The sequence below is a fragment of the Klebsiella sp. M5al genome (assembly GCF_002090195.1).
In the GTDB taxonomy this organism is placed as follows: Bacteria; Pseudomonadota; Gammaproteobacteria; order Enterobacterales; family Enterobacteriaceae; genus Klebsiella; species Klebsiella grimontii.
The window spans coordinates 2314832-2336195 of sequence record NZ_CP020657.1 but is presented as its reverse complement, the minus strand read 5'-3'; the positions used below and the strand labels follow the sequence as shown (position 1 = coordinate 2336195).

Here is a 21364-nt window from a genome sequence, read left to right as displayed (position 1 = left end):
ATTACTTAGCGATAACCTTGCGACCGCGGTAGAAACCGTCGGCAGTGATGTGGTGACGCAGGTGTTTTTCACCAGAAGCTTTGTCTACAGACAGGCTGGTGACTGCGGTCAGCGCGTCATGGGAACGACGCATGCCACGTTTGGAACGGGTTGGTTTATTCTGTTGTACGGCCATGGACCTTACTCCTCAATTACTTATGCTTTAAGCTGGCTAATACGGCAAATGGATTTGGTTTTTGTGCCTCTTCAGGCAGTTCACCAAAGACCATGTCCGCGTCGGACACTTCACAGTGTTCAGAATCATGCACCGGAACTACGGGCAAGGCGAGGATGATTTCATCTTCAACCAGCGCCAGCAGATCGATTTCACCGAATTCGTTAACCTCAATCGGCTCATACGCTTCCGGCAGTGCCTCGGCCTGTTCGTCATTTCTGACGGGGCTGAAACAATACGTTGTGTGGACATGATGGGGGAACGGTTTCCCGCAACGCTGACATTCGAGGGTTACCGACACCGTCGCATCGCCGTTTAACACGGCAAGACGTTGGTTATCGATAGCGAACGACATGCTGCATTCCACATCGCTGTCCACGCTGACAACAGAATCAGCGACACGCACAGCCTGATCACGGGTATAGATACCTTGGTAATCTAAGCGTTTTTGAGCCGTGCGAACCGGATCGAGAGTCAGGGGTAATTTTACCTTTTGCATAGGGCGCGCATATTAACTTTGTAACGTCATAGAGTCAAAGAAAAAGGCAGCCTCAGGTTGCCTTTTGCCATTTATTCGCACACATTGCGGCGCATAGTTTAAAATGATGCTCTGCGAAGCGCTATATGTGGATGAAAAAATATGTCTGAACTAATCCTCGCGTCAACCTCGCCCTGGCGGCGAATGCTGCTGGAAAAACTGTCGGTGCCTTTTGAATGCGCGGCGCCGGAAGTTGATGAGACCCCGCTGCCCGGCGAACCCGCCCGCCAGCTGGTGCTGCGTCTGGCGCAGGCGAAGGCGCAGGCCCTTGCCGCGCGCTACCCTCAGCACCTCATTATAGGCTCCGATCAGGTTTGCGTCCTGGACGGTGAAATTACCGGCAAACCGCACACGGAAGAAAACGCCCATCGCCAGTTGAGAAAGGCCAGCGGCACCATCGTCACGTTCTATACCGGCCTGGCGCTGTACAATTCCGCCAACGGTCACCTGCAAACCGAATGCGAACCTTTCGACGTTCATTTCCGCCGTTTAAGCGACCAGGAAATTGAGAGCTATATCCGCAAGGAAAACCCGCTGCAGTGCGCCGGAAGCTTTAAAAGCGAAGGGTTAGGCATCACGCTGTTCGACCGCCTCGAGGGACGCGATCCTAACGCGCTGGTCGGTTTGCCGCTCATTGCCCTCTGCCAGATGCTGCGCCGGGAGGAGTGTAACCCTCTGCTCACCTGAACGCGATTTCATGTGGTCTCTTTATGAGGCCGTCAGCCGCCTTTAAGCAACGTTTTAGCCGCTGACCGGCGGCGCGGAGCCTGTTTTACTCCAACTTAATTAATGCATCGCCTGTCACAGTTTATTTTTCCAGCGCCACTACAATCCAATTAAATAATGAAACGATGTTTTATTTTTAAATGGAGCTATTATGCCTACCCGCGCTACGGTTTTGTCCCTCGCCCTGCTGGCCGCCGCCAGCGCCAACGCCAATGACTGGCAGCGCCAGGGCATCGTAGAGGGCAATCTACCCGCCTCGTGGCAGCAGTTGAAAGCGCAGATGACCTACCCGGACTCGTGGCTCTCTGGCCACTCTCATAATTTTAATCAATGGCGACAGCAGGCTCGTATGCTGCTTCGGCAGTCTCTGCTGACCCCGGCGTCGACAATCCCCTTCGCGCCGCAAACGCTCATGAGAGAAGACCGGGGAACCTATATCGCCGAGAAGCTGGCCTTCAACGTAACCGACGATAACAGGATTGCCGCGCTGATGTTGACGCCAAAATCACCCGGCCCTCACCCGGCTATTGTCCTGTTACACGATCATGGCTCAAAGTTTGACATTGGTAAGGAGAAGCTGATCCGCCCCTGGAGTGACGCCGCGCGGCTAGCCAGCGCCCAGGCGTGGGCGGATAAATTTTTCAGCGGCCGGTTCATCGGCGATGAACTGGCGCAGCGTGGTTACGTCGTGATAGCCATCGATAGCCCAGGCTGGGGAGATCGAGGGCCTATGGTCTACGAGCAGCAGCAGGCCCTGGCCAGTAACTACTTTAACCTTGGACGTTCGCTGGCAGGTGAAGTCGCCTATGAAGATCTGCGTACCGTTGATTTCGTCAGTACTTTAACAGCGGTGGATAATACACGCATCGGGGTATTGGGTTTCTCAATGGGGGGCTTTCGCGCCTGGCAACTGGCCGCCCTGTCTGACAAAGTGGCCGCGACTGCCGTTATCTCCTGGTTTGGTACCTGGCGCGGCCTGATGCACCCGGGCAACAACGTCCTGCGCGGGCAATCGGCCTTTTATATGCTTCATCCAGGCTTATCCGGCCGTCTCGACATTCCCGATATCGCCAGCATCGCCGCGCCAAAACCGATGCTCATTTATAACGGCGGCAAGGATAAGCTGTTCCCGGCAGAAGCCGTTAACGATGCCTTCGCAAAATTGCATACAGTGTGGGGGTCGCAAAACGCGCAGGATAAGCTGGAAACGAAGACGTGGCCGGAACTGGGCCACGTCTTTTATAAAGAACAGCAGGATGAGGTTTTCCCCTGGCTTGCCCGGTGGCTCAAGCCCTGAGCCTGATGGCGGTTATTTGGCGCTACGCAAAACCTGCAGGCAGCGCTTAAGCTGATTATCCAGAGGCGCTTCAACGCGCATTATCTCGCCGCTCCCCGGATGGGTAAACTTCAGCGCCGCCGCATGGAGAAACAGTCGGTTAAGGCCGGTGCCTGCCAGCTGCTTATCAAATTCACGGTCGCCGTAACGATCGTCGAAAGCGATGGGATGGCCGGCATATTGCGTATGCACGCGGATTTGATGCGTACGACCGGTTACCGGGCTGCAGCGCACCAGCGTCGCATGGGTAAAACGCTCTTCGACTTTAAAACGCGTCTCAGAAGGTTTCCCCTCCTGGTTAACCCGCACAATACGCTCACCGCTCTGCAGAATATTTTTCAGCAGCGGGGCCTGCACCACTTTAGTATGCGATTGCCACTGCCCGCGCACCAGCGCCAGGTAATCCTTCTGCATGCCTTTGTCGCGCAGCTGCTCATGCAGGGAACGCAGCGCTGAGCGCTTTTTGGCGACCAGCAGAACGCCAGAGGTGTCGCGGTCAAGGCGATGCACCAGTTCCAGGAAACGCGCTTCCGGGCGCAGCGCGCGCAAACCTTCGATCACGCCAAAGCTCAGCCCGCTGCCGCCGTGGACCGCAGTGCCTGAAGGCTTGTTAAGCACCAGAATATGATCGTCTTCATATAAAATCACATCGGCCAGCGCGGCCACTTTTTGCAGGTGCGGAGAGACCGCCTCTTCTTCTTTCTCAGATACGCGGACCGGCGGGATGCGCACTTCGTCGCCGGCTTCCAGCTTATATTCCGGCTTCACGCGCTTTTTGTTAACCCGCACCTCGCCTTTACGCAAGATGCGATAAATCATGCTCTTCGGTACGCCCTTCAGCTGCGTACGCAAAAAGTTGTCGATACGTTGCCCGGCTTCATCATCAGCAATGGCAACCATTTTTACGCTTGGGATCTCAGTTTTCATGGTGCGCGATTTTAAATAGCCCGACGCATTAGCGCCACTCATTTTTATATGCTTATATTTATCATCATCCGGATTTCACCGTATGCTTCATCATCGTTTTGTTTGTTATTAGAACAATCTGTATACGCGGGTGAAAAAACTGTGAGTAACCGGGTGATAAAAGGTGAAAGTCAACTTGCTATAACAAGCTTAGCAATGGAATAATGATGCAGTATTCCGTACTGAAACTTGTTAGAACAAGAAATTAGCGGAATGACCAATTTTGTCTGACCGATCATCAACGCAGCAATGGCGTAAGACGTATTGATCTTTCAGACAGTTAGCGGGCTGCGGGTTGCAGTCCTTACCGGTACAGGCTCTATGGATTTCACGGCGCAGGAAGGCGTTCACACTGGGATATCCCGGCGCTCATCTGGATCAAATGATTAAGATGAGCAGGTTAAGCCGCCACGCCGGCTACGTGAAAAACGATGGGTATAAATGGAATCTTCTCTGGTGATACATCCCAGGCAGTTCCCCTGATAATTGCGCTGTGTTTCCGTTTGAAATACAGGCGACCGACACTCTGCGCCTCTTAAGCGCGCGACAACCGTGAGGTTGGCGACGTGAAACAGACACGAGGCCATCGGTTTCCCCCGGTAAGGCGTTACTCTGCCCGTAGCTTAGTCGTCAATGTAAGAATAATGAGTAAGTTACGATGAAAAGAATGTTAATCAACGCAACTCAGCAGGAAGAGTTGCGCGTCGCCCTTGTTGATGGGCAGCGCCTGTACGACCTGGATATCGAAAGCCCCGGGCACGAACAGAAAAAAGCGAACATCTACAAAGGCAAAATCACTCGTATAGAACCTAGCCTCGAAGCCGCGTTTGTTGATTATGGTGCCGAGCGTCATGGTTTCCTCCCTCTTAAAGAAATCGCCCGCGAATACTTCCCTGCCAATTACAATTCTCATGGTCGTCCGAACATCAAGGACGTGCTGCGTGAAGGTCAGGAAGTTATTGTCCAGATTGATAAAGAAGAGCGTGGCAATAAAGGCGCCGCGCTGACGACCTTTATTAGCCTGGCGGGCAGCTATCTGGTGCTGATGCCGAATAACCCACGCGCTGGCGGTATTTCACGCCGCATCGAGGGTGACGATCGCACCGAACTTAAAGAAGCGCTGGCCAGCCTTGAGCTGCCGGACGGCATGGGACTTATCGTTCGCACCGCCGGCGTCGGCAAGTCCGCCGAAGCGCTGCAGTGGGACTTAAGCTTCCGCCTGAAGCATTGGGAAGCCATCCAGAAAGCCGCAGAAAATCGCCCTGCTCCGTTCCTGATCCATCAGGAAAGCAACGTGATTGTGCGCGCGTTCCGCGACTATCTGCGCCAGGATATCGGCGAAATTCTGATTGATAACCCGAAAGTGCTTGAGCTGGCTCGCCAGCACATCGCGGCGCTGGGTCGTCCGGATTTCAGCAGCAAAATTAAGCTGTACACCGGGGAAATCCCGCTGTTCAGCCACTATCAAATCGAATCGCAGATTGAATCCGCTTTCCAGCGTGAAGTGCGTCTGCCTTCCGGCGGTTCTATCGTTATCGACAGCACCGAAGCGCTGACCGCTATCGATATCAACTCCGCACGCGCCACCCGCGGCGGCGACATCGAAGAAACGGCGTTTAACACCAACCTGGAAGCGGCAGATGAAATCGCTCGTCAGCTGCGTCTGCGCGACCTTGGCGGCCTGATCGTTATCGACTTCATCGATATGACCCCGGTTCGCCATCAGCGTGCGGTGGAAAACCGCCTGCGCGAAGCCGTCCGTCAGGACCGAGCGCGGATCCAGATCAGCCATATTTCACGCTTTGGACTGCTGGAGATGTCGCGCCAGCGCCTGAGCCCGTCGCTCGGCGAGTCCAGCCATCATGTCTGCCCGCGCTGTAGCGGAACGGGTACCGTGCGCGATAACGAATCGCTGTCGCTTTCCATTCTGCGTTTGATTGAAGAAGAAGCGCTGAAAGAGAACACCAAAGAAGTTCACGCTATCGTGCCGGTGCCGATTGCCTCTTACCTGCTGAACGAAAAACGTGCTGCGGTAAGCGCGATTGAAACCCGTCAGACCGATGTGCGCGTCATTATCGTGCCAAACGACCAGATGGAAACGCCGCACTACTCCGTTCTGCGCGTGCGTAAAGGCGAAGAAACCTCCACGCTGAGCTATCTGCTGCCGAAACTGCACGAAGAAGAGATGGCCATGCCTTCTGATGAAGAGCCGGCCGAGCGTAAGCTTCCGGAACAACCGGCGCTGGCCGCTTTTGTCATGCCTGAAGCCCCTCCGGCTCCGGCACAGGAAGAGCCGACGAGGGCAACAGCTACCGTTACGCCTGCCGCATCCGCACCGAAGGCCGCAGCGCCGGCCCAGCCTGGTCTGATTGCCCGCTTCTTCAGCGCCCTGAAAAATATGTTCTCTGGCGCGGAAGAGACTAAACCGGCAGAAGTTCAGGTTGAGAAAAAAGCGGAAGAGAAATCCGAACGTCAGCAGGAGCGTCGTAAACCGCGTTCTAACAACCGCCGCGATCGCAATGACCGTCGTGACAACCGGGATAATCGCGATAGTCGTGATAACCGTGATAGTCGTGCCGAGAATAGCGAAGGCCGGGAGTCTCGCGAAGAAAACCGCCGTAACCGTCGTGAGAAGCAGCAGAACGCCGAGCCGCGCGAAATTCGCCAGACCACGGTAGAAGATAGCGAAAAAGGCAAAGCTCGCGACGAGCAGCAGCCGCGCCGCGAACGTAATCGTCGTCGTAACGATGATAAACGTCAGGTTCCGCAGGAAGCCAAAACGCAAACCCGTGAAGAGCCAATCGTACAGGATAGCGAGCAGGAAGAACGCGTCCAGACTATGCCGCGTCGTAAACCGCGTCAGCTGGCGCAGAAGGTTCGTTTCGAATCGGCTGCCGCTGAGCAGGTTGTCGAGCCGGTAGCCGCAGCGCAGGTAACCGAAGCGCCTGTCGTCCAGCCGGAAACCGTTGCTCCACGTACTGAACTGGCAAAAGTCGATCTGCCGGCGGTCGTTGAGACAGCTGCGGAACATGACGACAACGGTGAAGCACGCGAATCTAACGGCATGCCGCGCCGTTCGCGTCGCTCGCCTCGTCACCTGCGCGTAAGCGGCCAGCGCCGTCGTCGCTACCGTGATGAGCGTTACCCGACGCAATCCCCGATGCCGCTGACCGTTGCCTGCGCATCGCCGGAAATGGCGTCTGGTAAAGTGTGGATCCGCTATCCGGTGGTTCGTCCGCAGGACCAGCAGCAGGAAGACGCTCCGGTTCAGGAGTTCTCCGTCGCTGCGGCTGAGCCGATCATTACGCCAGCGGCTGCCGCCGAGCCGGTTGTTTCTGAAGTCATTGCGCCAGCAGCAGCCGAAGATAGCGCAGCCATCTCCGAACCTGTGGCGGTGATTAACGAACCGGAAGTCCCGGTCGTTGAAACTACCCATCCGGAAGCTATCGCCACCCCGGTTGATGAACAGCCGCAGCTGATTGCAAAAGCCGATGAAGCCGTAGTCGAAGACGTTGTCGCAGAAGCCGTCGAAGTTGATGCGAAAGACGCCGTCGAGCCGGAAGCAACGGCCCCTGTGTCTGAACCCGTTGTAGCCGAACCTGCTGCAGCCGAAGAAGCGCCTGAGGTTGTTGAAGAAGCGCCTGTCGTTTCCGCGCCAGCGCCAGTAGCGGAGCCGGTGGTTGAGGCTAAGCCAGCTCTCGAAGCCGCGCCGGTAGTTAAGGTCGCCAATCGTCACGCGACGGCGCCGATGACGCGTGCGCCTGCACCAGACTACGTGCCCGAAGCGCCGCGTCAAAGCGATTGGGTTCGCCCGAACTTTGATTTTGACGGTAAAGGCTCTGCTGGCGGCCATAGCGCCACGCATAAAGCCACTGCCGGACCTACCCGTCCGCAGTCCGTGGAGTAACCTCTACAAGACCGGCCCTGGCGGCCGGTCTTTTTTTATTCCCCTTCCGGCCGCTGCATCCCCGCCACCTGAGGCATGACCTCGCGCATCAGATCGAGAAACTTACGCAACCGCGTCGGATAGTAGCGCGCCCAGGGATAGACGAGGTGTACCGGCAGCGGCGAGGCTCGCCACTGCGGGAACAGCTCCACCAAACGCCCGGCGGCGATATCCTCCACGACCGCCCAGCTCGATACGATCGCCGCGCCCAGCCCCGCCAGCGCGGTATTACGCGCGACATGCACGCTATCGGTACTCAGGCACGGCGCGATACCGAAGGCGACGATCTGTTCATCCGTCTGAGACCGCAGCGTCACCTCATGCTGATAAAACGTGCTGATGGCTATCCACGGCAGCGTCGACATCTCCTGCGGCGCGCTTAACGGCGGCGAGTTCGCCAGCAGCGTCGGAGACGCGACTACGCTGCGTGGAACCTCGGCCAGCAATACCGATACCGTAGCCGGATCCACCTCCGCTCCCACGCGAATCGCGCAGTCGATACCCTCGCTCAGGAAATCAACCGTCTTATCGTTCAGCATCCATTCCACCGACAGCTGGGGATAGCGCTGCAAAAAATCCACCAGCGGACCCAGCAGCTGCTGCTGGCCGAACGCATGCGGCGCCCGCACTCGTAATATTCCCACGGGCCGATCATCGGTGATCCGCAGGTCGTCCTCGAGCGCCAGCCAGGCATCGACGACCTGGCGGGCGTGCTGATAGCAGCGCTCACCATCATCGGTCAGCTTCATCGCGTGGGTGGTACGCAGAATCAGCTTTGCGCCAAGCAGCGCCTCCAGTGACTGAAGCCGTCGGCTTACCGTCGCCTGGGTTGTATTCATCTGCGCCGCCGCGGCGGAGAGAGAACCGGCCTCGACAATACGAATAAAGGTACGCATCAGTTCGATACGATCTATACGCTCTTGCCTCTTCATTTTTATTTTGCCTATACGTTAAACGTATAACCGTTTTACCACCGGGCTATCTACCGCGCCAGCGCGATTAGGGGAAAAATAGCGCCATCGCTTCTAAGAGGAATCCATCATGACACCAGTTCCACTCACCGCCCGCGCCGCCGGGTGGGTTATTTTCATCCTCGCGCTGGGCGCGGGCTTCAGCGTCGCCTCAATCTATTACGCGCAACCGCTGCTACCCCTGATGGGGGCTAACCTGCATTTGAGCGTTGAGGGCATGGGTCTGGTTCCGACTCTGACCCAGGCCGGCTACGCGCTGGGCATACTGTTTCTTCTCCCGCTTGGCGACCGTCACGACCGCAGGAAACTGATCCTGATGAAAAGCGCCGCGCTGGCCGTCCTTCTGCTACTTTGCAGCCTCACCGGTCAGCTGACCTCCCTGCTGATTGTCAGCCTGCTTATCGGTATGGCCGCGACCATGGCGCAGGATATCGTACCGGCAGCCGCGATTCTGGCTCCTGCGGGCAAGCAAGGGAAAATGGTGGGGACGGTGATGACCGGCCTGCTGCTGGGGATCCTGCTGTCGCGTACCGTCAGCGGACTGGTGGGCGCCCTATTCGGCTGGAGGGTGATGTATCAGGCGGCGGCGGTCAGCATCGCGCTGATTGGGCTGGTGATGTGGCGCGTCCTGCCGCGCTTTGAGATTCACTCAACCCTGAGCTATCCGCAGCTGATGAAATCGATGGCCCATCTGTGGAAACGCTATCCGGCCCTGCGTCGAGCCGCATTCGCTCAGGGATTCCTCTCTATCGCCTTCAGCGCTTTCTGGTCAACGCTTGCGGTCATGTTGCTGGCGCACTATCAGATGGGCAGCGCGGTAGCCGGCGGTTTTGGTATAGCGGGTGCCGCCGGGGCGCTCGCCGCGCCGCTGGCCGGTGGCCTGGCCGACAAGTTCGGCGCGGAAAAAGTCACGCAAATGGGGGCCGCGCTGGTTACCGTTTCGTTTGCCCTGATGTTTCTGCTGCCTGCACTGCCGCCGCATGGTCAGCTGATCCTGATTGCCATTTCGGCCGTCGGTTTTGATCTTGGACTGCAATCCAGCCTCGTGGCTCACCAGAATCTGGTGTATGGCCTGGAACCTCAGGCGCGCGGTCGTCTCAATGCGCTGCTGTTCACCGGCGTCTTTATTGGCATGTCGCTGGGTTCAGTGCTGGGAAGCAAACTGTATGTGGTGGCCGGCTGGAGCGGTGTGGTGACGCTGGCCGTCATCACCGGCGCGATTGCCCTCGGGATCCGCCTGCTGGAAAGCGCCAGGGTCGTATCCGCGCAGCGAACCGTCAGATAAAAAAAGCCGCTCTGCAGCAACTGCAGAGCGGCTTTTACTGCGTTCAGTCAGCTCAGGCCGTACGGCGAGCAAACTCTTTCACGCGAAATCCCAGCAGCAGCAGCGTGGCGAAATAGGCGACAACACCCGCGACTACGACCACCATTAAACGCAGCAGGCGGAACGGCATCGTCCCCTGCGACCACTCCGGCATCAGGTACATCACGCCCAACAGCGCCGCTGACATGATAATCACCGCAATCACCAGGCGCAGCAGGAACAGGAACCAGCCCGGCTGAGGCGTAAAAATTTTCTGTTTCCGCAGCTGCCAGTAGAGCAGCGCGGCGTTCAGGCAGGCCGCCAGACCAATGGACAACGACAGACCAGCGTGCTTCAGTGGGCCAATAAAGGCGAGGTTCATCACCTGCGTCATGATCAGCGTGACGATAGCAATTTTCACCGGCGTTTTAATGTCCTGGCGCGAATAGAATCCGGGTGCCAGCACTTTCACCACAATAAGCCCCATCAGCCCGACAGAATACGCCACCAGCGCACGCTGGGTCATCGCGGCATCAAAAGCGGTAAATTTCCCGTACTGGAATAGCGCGACCGTCAGCGGTTTGGCCAGGATCCCTAACGCCACCGCGCTCGGTAGCGCAAGCAGGAAGCACAGGCGCAGTCCCCAGTCCATCAAACGGCAGTATTCATCGTGATTGCCGCTGGCGAAGCTTTTTGATAGCGACGGCAGCAGAATGGTCCCCAGCGCCACGCCCAGCACGCCGGACGGAAACTCCATCAGACGATCGGCGTAGTACATCCACGACACGGAGCCGGAAACGAGGAATGAGGCAAAGATAGTGTTAATGATCAGTGATATCTGGCTGACTGAGACGCCGAGAATCGCTGGCCCCATCTGTTTCACCACCCGCACCGCGCCAGCATCTTTAAGGTTGACCCGCGGCAGCACCAGCATGCCGATTTTTTTCAGATGCGGCAGTTGCCAGGCAAGCTGCAAAATACCACCAACCGTTACCGCCCACGCCATTGCCAGCATCGGCGGATTAAAATAGGGGGCCGCAAACAGCGCAAAGCCAATCATGCTGACGTTAAGGAAGGTCGGGGCAAAAGCGGGAACCGAAAAGCGGTTCCAGGTATTCAGGATAGCGCCAACTAACGACGCCAGGGAGATCAGCAGAATATAGGGAAAAGTGATGCGCAAGAGCTGAGTGGTCAGGGCGAACTTTTCCGGCGTATCGGCAAACCCCGGCGCGGTGACGGTAATCACCCACGGCGCCGCCAGCATACCGGCAACGGTGACCAGCGCCAGCACCAGCGTCAGCAATCCGGATACATAAGCGACGAAAACGCGGGTCGCATCCTCGCCCTGCTTGCTTTTATATTCAGCAAGAATCGGCACAAAAGCCTGAGAAAATGCGCCCTCAGCAAAAATACGTCGTAAAAGGTTCGGGAGTTTGAAAGCAACGAAGAAGGCGTCGGTGGCCATCCCCGCGCCAAAAATACGTGCGACAATCGCATCGCGCGCAAAGCCCAGCACGCGCGAAAACATGGTCATCGAACTGACGGCCGCCAGTGATTTTAATAGATTCATTAACGTGTTATTCCACAACCCTGAAGTAGAACGCCCGCAAATGCGGGCGCGGGAAAGTGGCGATAGTCTACCGGGTTCATACTGAATTACTACTGCCAGTTGTTACAACGGATTATTCGCTCATCGCTTCGCGCCAGAGTTTATCCACCACCCGCTGAGCCAGCAGCGCCTGCTCCCCGGACGTTTCAGGAACCGTCTGATTTTGCACGCATTCGATAAAATGCCGCGCGCAGCCGGTGAAGCCTCGCTGCTCAAGGGTGGTCTGCCAGCCGGGAATTGGGCGCTGTATCACTCCGCGTCCCCGCTCCTCCTGCCACTCTCGCATATCGCGGACTTCATATAAGCCGCCGTCGGTCACCGCCTGAACCCACTCCCGCTGGCTTCCGGCGCGGCGGTGCATACTGGTTGTGATCTGTATCATCCCGGACGTGAAATGATGTTCGGCATACAGCATCTCACCTTGAGCCGTGGTGTGCAGCGATCCGCCGCTTAAACGCGCCTTATCGCCCGCCAGCCATAAGGCCGTATCCACCACGTGCAGATAGTCATCCAGCAGCGTGAAGCGCAGATCGTGGCCGACGCTGTCGCTGCGGTGTTTGTCCATCCGCAGCGAGGCTGCGTTTCCGAGCTGCGCCTTCAACTCGCGATAGAGCGGAGCAAAACGGCGATTAAACCCGACCATGAGCGTGAGATGACGGCGGGCGGCCAGCTCAACCAGCGTCTCCGCATCGCTGAGCTTATCCGCCAGCGGTTTATCAACGCAGACATGAACGCCGGCATTGAGCAACCGACAAACCACTTCATAATGTGAAGCCGTGGAAGTATGCACGAACACGGCGTCACACTGCGCCGCCAGTTGCTCCAGAGAATCCGCATAGGGAATCCGCCAGGTTTCGCAGATACGCAGCGCTTTCTCTTTGCCCGGCGACCACGCCGCCTGTAGCGTCCAGCCATCGGCGGCCCCCAGCACCGGTAGCCACGCCTTTTGCGCAATACCGCCCAGGCCAACCACTCCTATACGTAGTTTTGCCGACATGCTTAATCTCCCAAGTGAGCCAGCAGTGAATCCAGGCGCGCTTTCAGCTCGGCGACTTCCGCTTCCAGCGCCTCTACGCGCATCTGCAGATCGTCGCCAGCGGGCGACACGGCCTCAACGACGGTTATCAGTGAATCCATATCATCGCAGAACAGATGCATATAGCGGCTTTCACGCTTGCCAGGCTCCCGCGGCAGACGCGCGACATAGGGGCCATCTTCCCGCTTCGCCAGGTTTTCGAGGACGCTTTCAACCTCCGCCATATCGCTGAATTCATGCATCCGCTGCGCGCGACCGCGCAGTTCACCGGGCGTCTGCGCCCCGCGCAGCAGCAAGGTGGTAATAATAGCGACTTCCGCCGGGGATAATTTCAGATCGCCAAATTCAGAGTTGCAGAAGCGCTGTTCATATTTGGTCACCCGATTGCCGAAACCGCTGACCGTTCGCAAATAATGGCGCTTCACTAAGGTATCGAGCAGATCCTGGACATCGCTTTCGCTGAGCGACATCACCGGTTCACGGTTCGTTTTCTGGTTACAGGCGGTGACCACCGCGTTAACCGATAGAGGGTACTGCTCCGGCGTGGTGACCTGCTTTTCCAGCAGGCAGCCAATGACCCGCGCTTCATGCGCGGTTAACTGATATTTCATGATGTCTCCTTAGCGACCCGGGGTCCAGTCCGGTGTCGTCAACGCCGTCAGTACGTGATCGCGCCACTGCCCATCAATAAGCAGGTAATCTTTGGCGTAACCCTCTTTTTCAAAGCCCAGACGCGCCAGCAAATCGCCGCTGCGCTGATTATGCGGCATATAGTTTGCCATTATGCGATGGATATGCTGCGTGCGCTGCATATAGCGAATCGCCGAGGTCAGCGCTTCATACATTAGCCCCTGCCCCTGCCATTTCTCACCGATGGAGTAGCCGAGATAGCAGGCATGAAACGAACCGCGCACCACGTTCGAAAAATTCGCCACGCCGATGATCTCTTTTTCCTCCGGGTCAAGCAGGGCAAAATAGAACGCCGAGCCCTGCTTATGGAACTCAGAAATCATCGATAAACGCGCCTGCCAGCCGGAAGGATAACAGTGGCTGTCGTCGCGCACCGGCTCCCAGGGTTTTAAGAACCCTTTATTTTCCGCGTAATAATCGGCCAGACGCCAGGCGTCACGATCGTGCACCAGCCGTACCACCAGCCGGTCCGTCGTCAAACGCACCTTCGGTACGTTACTGCGATAGCCAAACATTCCCCTCTCCTGTTCCCCAGACGCAATACTTGCTGACTTTACTATACCTGTCCTGCGCGGTTGAGTGAAAACAGCAACATACCATTTTCTGCACCACCTCTGCTTTTCGATGAATAGGCTCTATCGTTCTTGCATTTTGATAAAAAAATATTGTCGCAAGTTAGCTGGGAAAATAGCCATTATCCCCGCAGAATATCAGCGCTTATCCTTATTTTTCCCGGGAGGGGAAATGTCCCGCGTATCGCAGGCAAGGAGCCTGGGTAAATATTTCCTGTTAGTCGATAACATGCTGGTCGTACTTGGCTTTTTCGTCGTATTCCCGCTTATCTCGATTCGCTTTGTCGACCAGATGGGCTGGGCTGCGCTGATGGTCGGGATTGCGCTCGGACTGCGTCAGCTGGTGCAGCAAGGTTTAGGGATATTTGGCGGCGCCATTGCCGACCGTTTTGGCGCCAAACCGATGATCGTCACCGGTATGCTGATGCGTGCGGCCGGTTTCGCGGCGATGGCCGTCGCCCATGAGCCATGGGTGCTGTGGCTCTCCTGCATTCTCTCAGGTCTTGGCGGCACGCTGTTCGATCCGCCGCGGGCGGCGCTGGTGGTCAAGCTGGTACGCCCGCACCAGCGCGGACGTTTCTTTTCTATCCTGATGATGCAGGACAGCGCAGGGGCGGTGATCGGCGCGCTGCTGGGTAGCTGGCTGCTGCAATATGATTTTCGTCTGGTGTGCAGCGCCGGGGCGGCCCTGTTTATCGCCTGCGCGGCATTCAACGCCTGGTATCTTCCGGCCTGGAAGCTGTCGACGGTCAAAACGCCGGTTCGTGAAGGGCTGGGACGCGTGCTGCGCGACAAACGCTTTGTCACCTACGTATTGACGCTAACCGGATATTACATGCTGGCGGTGCAGGTGATGCTAATGCTGCCGATCATGGTTAACGATATTGCGGGTTCTCCGGCGGCGGTAAAATGGATGTACGCCATTGAAGCGACCATTTCGCTGACGCTGCTGTACCCGATTGCCCGTTGGAGCGAAAAGCGCTTCCGCCTTGAGCATCGCCTGATGGCCGGCCTGCTGATCATGACCTTCGCGATGATGCCGATTGGCCTGAGCAGCAATCTGCAGCAGCTGTTTACGCTGATCTGCGTGTTTTATATAGGTTCAATTATCGCTGAACCCGCACGCGAGACGCTGGGCGCTTCGCTGGCGGATGCCAGAGCGCGCGGCAGCTATATGGGCTTTAGCCGTTTAGGATTAGCCTTCGGCGGCGCTTTCGGCTACGCAGGCGGCGGCTGGCTGTTCGACGCCGGTAAGGCCGCAGGTCAGCCGGAGCTGCCATGGCTGATGCTGGGCGTTATCGGCCTCGCGACGTTTATCGCACTGTGGTGGCAGTTCAGTCCAAAACGTTCGGCCTCCGGAATGCTGGAGCCGCGTACCTGATTTGCCGGGCCTTCGTTTCTCCTCCATACTGAATTGAGGATGTTCAGTAACAATGGAGGAGAAACGTGAAGTTATATATCTACGATCACTGCCCGTTCTGCCTTAAAGCCCGCATGATTTTCGGCCTGAAAAATATCCCCGTCGAACTGATCGCGCTCCTGAACGATGATGAAGTAACCCCAACCCGAATGATCGGCCAGAAGATGGCGCCAATCCTGCAAAAAGACGATAGCCGCTATATGCCGGAAAGCATGGATATCGTGCACTACGTCGATAAGCTGGACGGCAAACCGCTGCTTACCGGCAAGCGTAATCCGGCGATTGAAACCTGGCTCAGGAAGGTCAACGGCTACGCTAACCGCTTGCTCATCCCTCGCTTTGCCAAATCCGCGTTTGATGAATTCGCAACGCCAGAGGCGCGCGCCTATTTCGTAAAAAAGAAAGAGGCGGCTATCGGCAGCTTTGCCGACCATCTCGCCCATTCCCCCGGTCTGGTTAAGAACATCAGCGACGATCTGCGGGCGCTGGATAAATCGATCGTCCAGCCTAACGCCGTTAACGGAGAGCTCTCTGAAGATGATATTCATCTCTTCCCTCTGCTGAGGAATCTGACGCTGGTTGCCGGAGTGAACTGGCCGAGCCGGGTGGCCGCCTATCGTGACAACATGGCCAAACAGACGCAGATCAACCTGCTTTCCTCAATGGCTATTTAACCTGAAGGCAGCGGAAGGGTTGGCCCTTCGCTGCCATACGCCTCTTTTTCAGTCTTTTCCGCTAGCACCTCCTGCGCTGGCGAGCCATGCTGCTTTGTGTCAGGATGAACCCATGGCATGACATTAAGGAATCCAATGAAAAAGATGTTTATCGCGGCCGTGCTTATTGTTAGCGGCCTGCTCAGCGCCTGTAACCAGCTCACGCAATATTCCGTGAGCGAGCAGGAAATTAATCAGGCGCTGCAGAAACGTAATCACTTCGCTAAGGATATTGGCCTGCCAGGCGTAGCGGATGCCCATATTGAGCTGCAAAATCTTACCAGCGCTATTGGCCGTGAAGAACCAAACAAAGTGACGTTAAGCGGCGTGGCTAATTTAGATCTGAATTCACTCTTCGGGAACCAGAAAGCGACCATCGATCTGAAGCTCAAAGCGCTGCCGGCGTTTAATAAAGAAAAGGGAGCCATTTTCCTGCAGGAGATGGAGGTCGTCGATGCCAAAGTTCAGCCGGAAAAACTCCAGTCTGTGGTACAGACGCTGATCCCTTATCTGAATCAATCCCTGCGTAGCTACTTCAATCAGCAGCCTGCCTACGTGCTGCGCGAAGATGCCAGCACCGGTGAAGCGCTGGCGAAAAAGTATGCTAAAGGTATTGAGGTGAAGCCCGGAGAAATTATTATCCCGTTCACAAACTAATATCTCGGGCGCTGAAGCGCCCGATTTTTTACGGAAGTTGATGCAAAGGAAAACGTTTACGCTTATCCTTAGTGCCCGGCAAAAACAGCCCTGATGACTGAACCTATTAGCCGGAGCCCTCCATGACAGCACAATCCCAGGTATTGAAAATCCGCCGCCCTGACGACTGGCATATCCATCTGCGCGATGACGATATGTTAAAAACCGTCGTGCCTTATACCAGTGAATTTTATGGCCGGGCGATCGTGATGCCAAACCTGGTCCCCCCTGTCACCACCGTCGACGCCGCCCTCGCCTATCGCCAGCGTATCGTTGACGCAATCCCTGCGGGCCATGATTTTACGCCGCTGATGACCTGCTATCTGACGGATACGCTCGACCCGGCGGAGCTGGAGCGCGGATTTAACGAAGGCGTATTCACCGCCGCCAAACTCTACCCGGCCAATGCCACAACCAACTCGAGCCACGGCGTCACCAGCACGGATGCCATCATGCCGGTGCTTGCGCGCATGGAAAAGCTGGGTATGCCCCTGCTGGTTCACGGTGAAGTCACCCATCCTGATATCGATATTTTTGACCGGGAAGCGCGATTTATCGAAACGGTCATGGAGCCGCTGCGCCAGCGCCTGCCTGGCCTGAAGGTGGTCTTCGAACACATCACGACTAAAGATGCCGCTGAATACGTGCGCGACGGTAACGATCTGCTGGCGGCCACCATCACCCCGCAGCACCTGATGTTCAACCGCAATCATATGCTGGTTGGCGGCGTGCGCCCCCACCTTTACTGTCTGCCGATTCTGAAACGCAATATTCACCAGCAGGCGCTGCGCGAACTGGTGGCCAGCGGTTTTGAGCGCGCTTTCCTCGGCACGGACTCCGCTCCCCATGCCCGCCATCGTAAGGAAGCCAGCTGCGGATGCGCAGGGTGTTTTAACGCGCCGACCGCGCTGGGCGGCTACGCAACGGTGTTTGAGGAGATGAATGCCCTACAGCACTTTGAAGCCTTCTGCTCGCTGAACGGCCCGCGCTTCTATGGCCTGCCGGTCAATGAGGGCTACGTTGAGCTGGTGCGCGAAGAGAGCCAGGTGGTCGAGAGTATCGCCCTGCCCGGCGACGCGCTGGTGCCGTTCCTTGCCGGGGAAACCGTGCGCTGGACGATGAAAAAATAAATCGCACGCCCCCTGTTGAAAACGATCGCCAAAGACTGTATAAATAAACAGTACATTATCCAGGGGGCAATTATGCGTATTGAAGTCTCTATCGCCAAATCAACAGCCTTACCCAACGGCGCCTTAGATGCGCTGAACAATGAACTCTCTCGTCGTATTGAACAGCAGTTTCCCTCTACATCAAGCCAGGTAACGGTTCGATACGCGGCTAATAACAATCTGTCGGTTATCGGCGGCCTGAAAGAAGACAAAGACCGGATTAGCGAAATCCTGCAAGAAACCTGGGAAAGCGCTGACGACTGGTTTGTCCGCGACTAGTCAATTAAATTTGCTCCCTCATTGTGCTTTTTTTGCCGGGTCGCCCCGGCTTTTTTATTTTTTTCACACTCAGACTGTCCCCTATTGCTTTTACTTAGCACCTTCATAAATAACAAATAACCCACTCTCTCCTGCCTAAAAAACCAGCAAACGCGCGCGTATGTATCTCTATTTCATTTAATTTCTCGAGTTTATTCTTGACTACTGATATAATTAAATTGCTTCAAAAAACATGCATTAAACCTCGAGAACTGTTGTCTTTTAACATATGAATAAGGGGTTATGATGGAAAAGAATAATGAAGTCATCCAGACCCATCCCCTCGTCGGATGGGACATCAGCACCGTTGATAGTTACGATGCGCTGATGTTGCGCCTGCACTACCAAAACCCCGCTCAAGAAAGCAGTAAAGACGCAGAAATTGGCCAGACGCTATGGCTAACGACGGACGTCGCACGTCAGTTTATTTCTATTCTGGAAGCAGGTATTGCGAAGATTGAATCTGGCGAATACCAGGCAAATGAGTATCGAAGGCATTAATATTTAGCGCTAATGTCTGAATATTCACCTAACAGGCACCTCCGGGTGCCTGAATTATTTTCGGGCTTGTATAACAGCAGGTTGTTATTTACCCTGCTAACAAAGCAATAACCTGGAACCCACCATGCAATACGATCTTATCATTATCGGTAGCGGCTCGGTCGGCGCTGCCGCAGGCTATTATGCGCGGCAGGCAGGGCTTAACGTGCTGATGATTGATGCTCATCAGCCGCCGCATCAGGAAGGCAGCCATCACGGCAGCACTCGCCTGATTCGTCACGCCTACGGCGAAGGCGAAAGATATGTTCCCCTGGTACTGCGCGCGCAACAGCTGTGGGATGAGTTTGCCGCCGCCAGCGGTGAAGCCGTCTTTGAACGTACCGGGGTAATTAACCTAGGGCCTGCCGATTCCGACTTTCTGCGCAATGTTGCCAGCAGCGCGCGCGAGTTCCGGCTGAATATTGAAGAGATGGACGCGCAGACGGTAATGACTCGCTGGCCGGAAATTCGTGTACCTGATGATTATCGGGCGATATTTGAACCCGCATCCGGCATACTGCGCAGCGAGCTGGCCGTTGAAACCTGGATCCGTCTGGCGCGCGAAGCGGGCGCCGCCCAGCTGTTCAACTGTCCGGTGTCAGCCATTCACCACCAGCCGGACGGCGTCACCGTCGAGACCCTGGATGGCGAGTACAGCGGTAAAAAACTCCTGATCAGCGCCGGAACCTGGGTCACACGCCTGTTGCCAGAACTTCCGGTCCAGCCGATACGGAAGATTTTTGCCTGGTTTCAGGCTGATGGTCGCTACAGCAGCAAAAATAACTTCCCGGCGTTTACCGGCGAGTTACCGAATGGCGATCAGTTTTACGGTTTTCCCGCAGAAGATAATGAATTGAAAATCGGTAAGCACAACGGCGGGCAGCTCATTTCCACCCCGGAGGAGCGCAAACCGTTCGGTGCGGTGGCAACGGACGGCGCCGAGTCTTTCAGCTTCCTGCGTAACGTGTTGCCCGGTATTGGCGGCTGTCTGCATGGCGCTTCCTGCACCTATGACAACACCGCGGACGAGGACTTTATCATTGATACGCTACCCGGCCACCCTGATACGCTGTTGATTACCGGCCTGAGTGGGCACGGCTTTAAGTTTGCTCCGGTATTAGGCGAACTGGCCACACGATTCGCGCTTGCAAAGCCGTTTGAGTTTGATCTGTCGCCTTTTTCGCTGGCGCGGTTTAAACCATAATAGCCCGCCGTACGGTTTACAGCCGAGCTAAAAAAACGGCCTCGCTTGAGACCGTTATTGATTGAGAGAGATTATGCGTCGCCTGTTCGAATTACTGGTCAACAACGTCCGCGAACATTTTATGATTTATCTGGCGCTGTGGCTTCTGCTGGCGTTCATCGATCTTATCTGGTTATGGTTTTTCTGAAGGTTCAGGATCCGGGATCCCCAGCTTCGTATTCAGACGACCGCGAGATTTATTAAAGATCTTATTGCCATTTTCGCGTCCTGCGCGCAGTTTTCTCTGCTCCTCTTCCGGCAGCTTATGCTCTTCCATGCAGGCTTCGCTACAGCAGCCGGCGAATTTCTCCGCGCAGGAAGGGCACTGAATAAACAGCAGGTGGCAACCATCGTTCAGGCAATTAGTATGGCTGTCGCAGGGTGCGCCGCACTGATGGCAATGGGCGATAACATCATCAGAGATACGCTCTCCCATACGCTCATCGAAAACAAAGTTCTTTCCGACAAAGCGAACCGGCAGTCCCTGTTCGCGCGCGCGCCGCGCGTACTCGATAATCCCACCCTCAATATGCGAGACTTTAGTGAAACCATTGTGCTTCATCCAGGCGCTGGCTTTTTCACAGCGGATACCGCCGGTGCAGTACATGACGATATTTTTATCTTTATGTTCCTGCATCATCTCAACGGCCTTCGGCAACTGATCGCGAAAAGTATCTGCCGGGATCTCCAGCGCGTTCTCGAAATGGCCGACCTCATACTCGTAATGGTTGCGCATATCAATAAAGACCGCGTCCGGGTCGTCCAGCATCGCGTTAACTTCAGCGGCCTTCAGATAATCCCCCACGTCTGACGCATCGAACGTCGGATCGTCAATCCCATCCGCGACGATACGATCGCGCACCTTGAGACGCAGAACCCAGAAGGATTTCCCGTCATCATCCAGGGCGATATTCAGGCGCAGCCCGTTCAGAGCGGGGTCAAAACCGTATAAGAATTCGCGCAGCGCATCGACCCGGCTTTGCGGGACGCTAATTTGCGCGTTAATTCCTTCGTGAGCCAGATAAATTCGGCCAAAGACGTTCAGCTTAGTCAACGCAATCCACAGCGCATCGCGCGTGGCTTTTGGGTCGATAATAGTGAAATATTTGTAAAACGAGATCGTCGTGCGCGGCTCGGTCTCAGCCAACATTTGCGCCTTTAACGTCTCATTTGAAATGCGGTTATGTAACACTGGCATGGTGTACCTGCTCGGCATAGTCAATGAGTAAAATAAACGGCGGGCATCATATAGCAAACAGGCTTAATTTACATCCCCACATTTTACGCTACATTTTTCTCACCCAAATTTGCTCGCATTAACATTAAATGCCATCGACAGCCGGTATTTTGGCTGAAGC

21 protein-coding genes are annotated in these 21364 nt (G+C 55.9%); 12 read left to right on the top strand and 9 right to left on the bottom strand.

What is annotated here, in order from left to right; all coding sequences use genetic code 11:
* Position 1: 1 nt before the first annotated feature.
* Together rpmF and yceD are read right to left on the bottom strand one after the other, a co-directional pair.
* A complete protein-coding gene (gene rpmF, locus BWI76_RS11070) occupies positions 2–175 on the bottom strand; it encodes a 50S ribosomal protein L32 (RefSeq protein ID WP_004101077.1) in 174 nt (57 codons plus the stop codon).
* Between the two features lie 16 nt (positions 176–191).
* Positions 192–713, bottom strand: a complete 522-nt coding sequence (yceD, locus tag BWI76_RS11065) for a 23S rRNA accumulation protein YceD (RefSeq protein ID WP_004131393.1) — start codon at positions 711–713, stop codon at positions 192–194.
* 141 nt (positions 714–854) lie between these two features.
* Between yceD and BWI76_RS11060 the strand changes: the two genes are divergently transcribed.
* Positions 855–1439, top strand: coding sequence for a Maf family protein (locus tag BWI76_RS11060; RefSeq protein ID WP_004132337.1), 585 nt, complete (start codon positions 855–857; stop codon positions 1437–1439).
* Positions 1440–1629: 190 nt separating this feature from the next.
* Positions 1630–2775, top strand: coding sequence for a dienelactone hydrolase family protein (locus tag BWI76_RS11055; protein WP_064371682.1), 1146 nt, complete (start codon positions 1630–1632; stop codon positions 2773–2775).
* A 12-nt stretch (positions 2776–2787) separates the two neighbouring features.
* Here the strand turns inward: BWI76_RS11055 and rluC are convergent, their stop codons facing one another.
* Positions 2788–3741 (bottom strand): 23S rRNA pseudouridine(955/2504/2580) synthase RluC, encoded by a 954-nt coding sequence (rluC, locus tag BWI76_RS11050; RefSeq protein WP_004132333.1) that lies wholly within the window; start codon positions 3739–3741, stop codon positions 2788–2790.
* Between the two features lie 697 nt (positions 3742–4438).
* On the opposite strand from rluC, the gene rne reads away from it, so the two are divergent.
* Positions 4439–7687 carry a ribonuclease E gene (gene rne, locus BWI76_RS11040; protein WP_084402782.1) on the top strand — a complete coding sequence of 1083 codons (3249 nt, stop codon included), beginning with the start codon at positions 4439–4441 and terminating at the stop codon, positions 7685–7687.
* A 35-nt stretch (positions 7688–7722) separates the two neighbouring features.
* On the opposite strand, the gene BWI76_RS11035 is transcribed toward rne, so the two are convergent.
* Positions 7723–8658 carry a LysR family transcriptional regulator gene (locus BWI76_RS11035; RefSeq protein WP_004137223.1) on the bottom strand — a complete coding sequence of 312 codons (936 nt, stop codon included), beginning with the start codon at positions 8656–8658 and terminating at the stop codon, positions 7723–7725.
* A 109-nt stretch (positions 8659–8767) separates the two neighbouring features.
* Between BWI76_RS11035 and BWI76_RS11030 the strand changes: the two genes are divergently transcribed.
* Positions 8768–9982, top strand: coding sequence for an MFS transporter (locus tag BWI76_RS11030; RefSeq protein ID WP_004137224.1), 1215 nt, complete (start codon positions 8768–8770; stop codon positions 9980–9982).
* Positions 9983–10034: 52 nt separating this feature from the next.
* Here the strand turns inward: BWI76_RS11030 and murJ are convergent, their stop codons facing one another.
* The 4 genes from murJ to rimJ all read right to left on the bottom strand — a co-directional run bounded on the left by murJ (position 10035) and on the right by rimJ (position 13850).
* Positions 10035–11570 carry a murein biosynthesis integral membrane protein MurJ gene (murJ, locus tag BWI76_RS11025; protein ID WP_004137225.1) on the bottom strand — a complete coding sequence of 512 codons (1536 nt, stop codon included), beginning with the start codon at positions 11568–11570 and terminating at the stop codon, positions 10035–10037.
* A gap of 112 nt (positions 11571–11682) precedes the next feature.
* Entirely contained in the window at positions 11683–12606 is a 924-nt protein-coding gene (locus BWI76_RS11020; RefSeq protein WP_004137226.1) for a Gfo/Idh/MocA family protein, read from the bottom strand.
* A gap of 2 nt (positions 12607–12608) precedes the next feature.
* The gene (locus BWI76_RS11015; RefSeq protein WP_004137227.1) at positions 12609–13256 is read right to left on the bottom strand and encodes a YceH family protein; all 648 of its coding nucleotides are present in this window, start codon (positions 13254–13256) and stop codon (positions 12609–12611) included.
* A 9-nt stretch (positions 13257–13265) separates the two neighbouring features.
* A complete protein-coding gene (rimJ, locus tag BWI76_RS11010; protein ID WP_004131378.1) occupies positions 13266–13850 on the bottom strand; it encodes a ribosomal protein S5-alanine N-acetyltransferase in 585 nt (194 codons plus the stop codon).
* A gap of 229 nt (positions 13851–14079) precedes the next feature.
* Here rimJ and mdtH point away from each other — a divergent pair, with 229 nt between their 5' ends.
* The 8 genes from mdtH (at position 14080) to BWI76_RS10970 (ending at position 20154) form a co-directional block, all read left to right on the top strand.
* Positions 14080–15288 carry a multidrug efflux MFS transporter MdtH gene (gene mdtH / locus BWI76_RS11005; protein ID WP_024359554.1) on the top strand — a complete coding sequence of 403 codons (1209 nt, stop codon included), beginning with the start codon at positions 14080–14082 and terminating at the stop codon, positions 15286–15288.
* Between the two features lie 65 nt (positions 15289–15353).
* Positions 15354–16001 (top strand): glutaredoxin 2, encoded by a 648-nt coding sequence (gene grxB / locus BWI76_RS11000; RefSeq protein ID WP_024359555.1) that lies wholly within the window; start codon positions 15354–15356, stop codon positions 15999–16001.
* A 135-nt stretch (positions 16002–16136) separates the two neighbouring features.
* The gene (locus tag BWI76_RS10995) at positions 16137–16697 is read left to right on the top strand and encodes a lipoprotein (protein WP_004131365.1); all 561 of its coding nucleotides are present in this window, start codon (positions 16137–16139) and stop codon (positions 16695–16697) included.
* Positions 16698–16819: 122 nt separating this feature from the next.
* Positions 16820–17866: a dihydroorotase gene (pyrC, locus tag BWI76_RS10990; RefSeq protein WP_004137230.1), complete on the top strand. Its 1047-nt coding sequence runs from the start codon at positions 16820–16822 to the stop codon at positions 17864–17866.
* 72 nt (positions 17867–17938) lie between these two features.
* Positions 17939–18184: a DNA damage-inducible protein I gene (gene dinI / locus BWI76_RS10985; protein ID WP_004101040.1), complete on the top strand. Its 246-nt coding sequence runs from the start codon at positions 17939–17941 to the stop codon at positions 18182–18184.
* A 285-nt stretch (positions 18185–18469) separates the two neighbouring features.
* Positions 18470–18724 carry a biofilm formation regulator BssS gene (bssS, locus tag BWI76_RS10980; protein WP_004137231.1) on the top strand — a complete coding sequence of 85 codons (255 nt, stop codon included), beginning with the start codon at positions 18470–18472 and terminating at the stop codon, positions 18722–18724.
* 124 nt (positions 18725–18848) lie between these two features.
* Positions 18849–19967 (top strand): N-methyl-L-tryptophan oxidase, encoded by a 1119-nt coding sequence (gene solA / locus BWI76_RS10975; protein ID WP_004137232.1) that lies wholly within the window; start codon positions 18849–18851, stop codon positions 19965–19967.
* Between the two features lie 73 nt (positions 19968–20040).
* Complete coding sequence (locus BWI76_RS10970; protein ID WP_004101037.1) at positions 20041–20154, top strand: YceO family protein; 114 nt, start codon at positions 20041–20043, stop codon at positions 20152–20154.
* Here BWI76_RS10970 and BWI76_RS10965 read toward each other — a convergent pair.
* A complete protein-coding gene (locus BWI76_RS10965) occupies positions 20140–21204 on the bottom strand; it encodes a rhodanese-related sulfurtransferase (RefSeq protein WP_004137233.1) in 1065 nt (354 codons plus the stop codon). The two genes, BWI76_RS10970 and BWI76_RS10965, sit on opposite strands and share 15 nt — an antisense overlap.
* Between the last annotated feature and the right edge of the window lie 160 nt (positions 21205–21364).